Genomic DNA, 4,861 nt, shown 5'->3' with positions numbered 1-4,861 from the left:
TCCTGTATAATGCGCAGTAAAGTCAACAACTGGCGGACGATTGACCGCAATAACATCACCTGTACCATAGATATCGCCTCTTAGTTCTTGTTGCGGATTGATGATAATGTCATTGCTTCCGCGTGAAGAAATAATAACAGTTTTTACAATAAATTCTGCTGCTTCTACTCTAGCGTTTCCTCCTGGGAAACTGATTATAAAGCTATCGGTACTTCCCGAAATGAATAGGTTTGATAAGTTATTGAATACAATTTTTAATTCTTGATTTTGCACTTGTAGCTTAAAGTTTCCAGAAGCTGCGCTTTCGGTAGTGAAATTTTCAGAGATTAATTCCAAGTTAGGAAATGTAAGAATTCCATCAGATCGTACTTCAAATTGTGTGTTGCTGCGAATTTCTGTAATGTTTGGTGCTGTTACATAAATGGTTGTAATTCCGAAGTCGCGAAAGTAATTGCAATCATTATTGTCTGATAAAAACAACGTTTCTCCTACTACTTTTGCTTCTACATCACTTATAAGGTTTGCTCCAGTTTCAATGGTTACGTTATGAGTTGCTCCTTCTTTTACGACCAATGTAATGTCTTCTCCGACTTCTATTTTTGAGAAATCAGCAATAGTTACTTCTTCCGTAATTATACTTCCTGATGTTTGAAAACAGTCGTTTGCATCTTCTTTATCGCAAGAAATGAACGTAATTAATAGTAATATGAAGTATAGTTTTTTCATCTGTTTCTTTTTTATAATCTGCAACACAAATAGTATTACCTTTTTCGCGCATTGTTGACTTTTCGATTAAAATTCAAAAAGTACACAAACGAAAGCATGTGCTTGCTTACATTCGGCATATCCTTATTTGTAATTGCCATGTTGAATCCGTAAGTCAATTTAAAGTGATCTGAACCATATCCGATTTCTGGTCTTAATCGTAAGCTATTATTTTTTTTCATATCAAAATACCAGACTGTACCAATTCCTATATTTATGCCCCATAAATTAGAGAATCCAGCTATTTTGGGAGCTATGATATAATTTTTATTTATGTAATGCTCCGTTGATATTGTATACCCTTTTATTCCATAACCATAACCGGCATTTTCTTTTTTAGAATTAAAGTATCCTATTTCAAACATGGTTTCCCGTGCACCGTGTATTCCTAAAACGATTCCTCTTGATGCAGGAAATTTTTCATTGTCACTTTTTAACCCAAGTTTATTTGCTTTATTTTCATGATCTTCTTCTGGTGCTAATTGTGCCATTCCAAACTGACACATTAGTATGAATATGAACGTACTGTATAAGACTCTTTTTTTCATCTTTTCGTTTTTGTGATTGATAACTTAAAGAGTCTTTAATAACTTTTTTGTTACAGTCTGATTCCCACACCAAGCTCAACAGCTTCTGCTTTGGCAGCATGTGACTTGAGCGTTAATGCTGCAAACCATTTTTTACCAAAGTATCTTTTCATTCCGATACGTATATAGGTTTGTCCTTCAAAATCGACAGGATAATATACATAATATCCTAATTGTGTTATTACTGATAGTTTATTGATAAATAGTTCGTGTCCTACAAAAACACCAACGCGTTTATAATCTTCGTCGCCTCTTACTTCTCCATTTGGAAAAGCAATTGATCGATATCGAATCCATTCTTTAAGGAAGTTTGAGAAAAAGATTTCAGCTCCTGCTTGTATAGCACTTTTTCGTCCTAAACGTTTGTCTGCATACGCAGATAAGACTGTAAAACCGTATTGTCCGCTTCCAATGGCATCACTTTCATTGATTCCTGCACGCAAAACAAAATTGAATTTTATAGGTTCTTTAAAGTTCTGTGTGATTTCATTGTTTTGATATTCTACAAGTGAAGTATCATCTAAATTATAATTGACACCAACATTGAAAGCCAAGGTATTGATACTTGTGTTTGGCGCTTTTACATTGGCATTGGAATAGTGTATGAATGATAATCCTGCTTGGACACCAAATCGTTTGAATAGGTTTTCTTTTTTGTAATTGAGCATCAAGTACGTACTACTCATAAATCGGGAACCGAACGCAATGTTTCTAAAGTTATCTACTTTGTCATACGGATTGCTTGTATATGCTAAACCTTGTCCGATACGCAACATGATGTTTCTTTTTAAAAAGTAGAAATTATAATGTGCATACACTGCTACATTTTTTCCTAAGTGTTCATTTTTCAAGTCTTGAAAACTTAGTGAAACTCCGTAATCTGGATAGTTGTAGAATTGTGACCAATCGTCATTACCAAAGGTTTTTCGGTTGTAACTGATAATTACGCCTTCAGGATGTCCTGTGATGAGATGTAATATATCGTCATTATGACGTACAACGTTTCCGCTAAAATAATTCACATCAATCGTAGCCGCTTCGGTTGATTGTTGTTTTTTAGAGTTTGTTTCTTGAGCAATACAGAAACACGAATAGAGGAATATGAGGTAAACTAACTTTTTCATTGCATTGACAAAAGTAGTTTATATTTTAAAAATCTATCTCTTTCCAACATTTTTCTTGATGAAAGACAAGATTGCTAGATGAAGTATATTGTATTATGTATTCTTTATAAAATTATAAATAGATTTTGTGAGTTCTACGATCGTTTTATTTTTTGAAAAATCTTCCCATGTGATTTCTTTGGCTCTTACTTTTCGCAATACAATTTCACTAAGCTTTGCTTTCTGTTTGAATGTTTTTGGGTTTCCTTTACTATCTTCTTCCCAAATTTTATTTAATTGAGTAAGCTTTAAAGCATTTAAAAAATTTCCTATATAATCTTCTGAATACTTTTCACTCTCAACTTTAGCTAATGATCTGTTTATTTTTTTTTGAAACTTCCCTATAGATTCTTCTCCTTTAACTTTAATTTGATTCCTAAATTCAATCAATACTTTTCCCCAAATTTCGTTTGGTAATAAGTTTTCTATTTCACGATATGGTTTTGTGGTTTTGAAAACAAAATTTTCATTGTCATCAGCAACTTCTTCTAAAGTTTTATGCTTGGCATCTTTTCCATCGTCAAGATCTGACAACAGAAAGATTCTATTGTTCAATGCATACGAATTTATTAAAAGTTTTATTTCTTTACCTTCCGAAGTATTTCCTCTAAAATCATAATGTGTTAAGTTTGAACCAGCATATTTAAAAAATGCATAATCAATATCTTCTCTTGGTAGCATTCTATCTTCCGAAGCTTCACAATACGCTATTAGAAAAGCTTTTATAAAATTTCGATCGGAAATACCTTCTACCCAAACACTACTGTTTGCTAAAAACACCGAAGAATTATTCACTCCTAAATCTCGTAACAATTGATTGTCTCCTGCATTTACATTACGAATCATAAACTTACCTTCTTCGTTCTCTTCTTTTGGCAATGCTGAAAACGAATAGATAGATACATTGTCTTTTTCCAATGTTAAGTCTAAAAAATGATTGGAGTGCGTAACTATTACATAGGTTAAATTCTTATTTGTAAGTTCTTTGTTATTCGTTATTTGTTCTAAAAATAAACGTTGATATCCAGGATGTAGATTGATTTCAGGTTCGTCTATGTAAATGACACTGTCATTATCAGCTAGAAAAATTTTATACATTAAAATGATTAAGGCTTGTACTCCATCACCTAGATTATAAAGTTTTTCGGACTTATCCCCAATAAAGACTTGAATTTCATCATCATTTTCAATTTCTGCATCTTTACGATACATATTAAACTCTGCTACTATATCAATAGTTTTTCCATCAAAAAAATATGTTTTCAGAAATTCTTCAAACTCTAGAAATCTATCACGTTTTTCTTTTTTACTATTCCGAACATTGACAATTTCATTGTATAAATTCATTCCAGTAAATACATCTATATTTCCTATTTCTGTATTCGTATTCTCTTTTTGCAACCTTTTATCTTCGAGTGATTTTCGTTGTTCATGAGAAATGATATTTAATTCTTCATAATTTTTGCGAGTTGTATCTAAGAAAATATCATCTCTTATCTTTTTAAAATCTCTAGAATTGTTCTCTTTTTGAATGAATAAAGAATGTGCTGTTCGTAATGTTGGAATGTAGATTTTTTTACCAGAAACAGTAATTCTTTTTTCAAATAAGTTAGATAATAATGATTGGTAATTTCCTATTTTTTCTAAAAATTCTTCTCTCTTGGAAAAATATTGATAGTTTCTAGTCCTACGATTATATTCAGGAAAAAAACTCATTATATCTAATCCTGAATGTTCCCCAACTTCCTTGTTCTCAAATATAAACTTTATTTTTTCTAGAATATTTTTACTAGAATTCAAGTTTTGAATGGTTGATTTAGAATGTAATTTGAATAACTTTAATTCTTCATTTTCTTTATATTCTAATTCGCTTGATTCATACTTTAATATATTTTGAAGTTGACTATAAATATTACTTTTTAATGATATGATAAAATCAAAGTTTAACAATAACTTATTGTATTCAGATAAAACCCATTCTACAAGTTCCAATTTATTTATTCCATTTAAACTACTATAAGCCATCAACTCACGCATAAACCGACTCTTCCCACTATTATTAGCTCCTACAAAAATGTTTATTTTATTAAAATTTTTGAGGTGTTTAATTGGCTCTTCTAAATCATCAGAAGTGAAATAATTATTGAGGTTAGAATTTTCATTTTTCTCTAAAAAGATATCATAAGTACACTCCATTCGAAATATTTTCCTACAATTTAAGAAATTAATGTTAACTACTGCATCCACGTACTTGTTGTATTGGAAAACCGCTATAGCTAACTATTTCGTTTCTATATATTTATATCAACCAAAAAATTTAGATCATGAAAAAAAAGTCTATTAAAA

The 4,861-nt window shown here is 30.7% G+C and carries 4 protein-coding genes; all 4 read right to left on the bottom strand.

Going from position 1 to position 4,861, the window contains the following annotated elements:
- On the bottom strand, positions 1 to 726 hold a 726-nt coding region (locus tag ACRBBL_RS26925; RefSeq protein ID WP_431372208.1), incomplete at its 3' end, for a head GIN domain-containing protein.
- A 35-nt stretch (positions 727 to 761) separates the two neighbouring features.
- Positions 762 to 1,313, bottom strand: a complete 552-nt coding sequence (locus ACRBBL_RS26920) for a hypothetical protein (RefSeq protein WP_431372207.1) — start codon at positions 1,311 to 1,313, stop codon at positions 762 to 764.
- Between the two features lie 50 nt (positions 1,314 to 1,363).
- On the bottom strand, positions 1,364 to 2,476 hold the full coding sequence (locus tag ACRBBL_RS26915) for an acyloxyacyl hydrolase (RefSeq protein ID WP_431372206.1): 1,113 nt from the start codon (positions 2,474 to 2,476) through the stop codon (positions 1,364 to 1,366).
- 93 nt (positions 2,477 to 2,569) lie between these two features.
- Positions 2,570 to 4,711, bottom strand: coding sequence for an AAA family ATPase (locus ACRBBL_RS26910; RefSeq protein ID WP_431372205.1), 2,142 nt, complete (start codon positions 4,709 to 4,711; stop codon positions 2,570 to 2,572).
- Positions 4,712 to 4,861 lie beyond the last annotated feature (150 nt).

The sequence above is a fragment of the Kordia sp. genome (assembly GCF_050633145.1).
Classification (GTDB): Bacteria; Bacteroidota; Bacteroidia; order Flavobacteriales; family Flavobacteriaceae; genus Kordia.
This window is presented reverse-complemented; position numbering and strand designations above follow the sequence as displayed.

Excerpts from the sequence above, each read along its gene's own strand:
- ACRBBL_RS26920 (WP_431372207.1), bottom strand. The coding sequence starts at position 1,313 with ATGAAAAAAAGAGTCTTATACAGTACGTTCATATTCATACTAATGTGT.
- ACRBBL_RS26915 (WP_431372206.1), bottom strand. The coding sequence starts at position 2,476 with ATGAAAAAGTTAGTTTACCTCATATTCCTCTATTCGTGTTTCTGTATT.
- ACRBBL_RS26910 (WP_431372205.1), bottom strand. The coding sequence starts at position 4,711 with ATGGAGTGTACTTATGATATCTTTTTAGAGAAAAATGAAAATTCTAAC.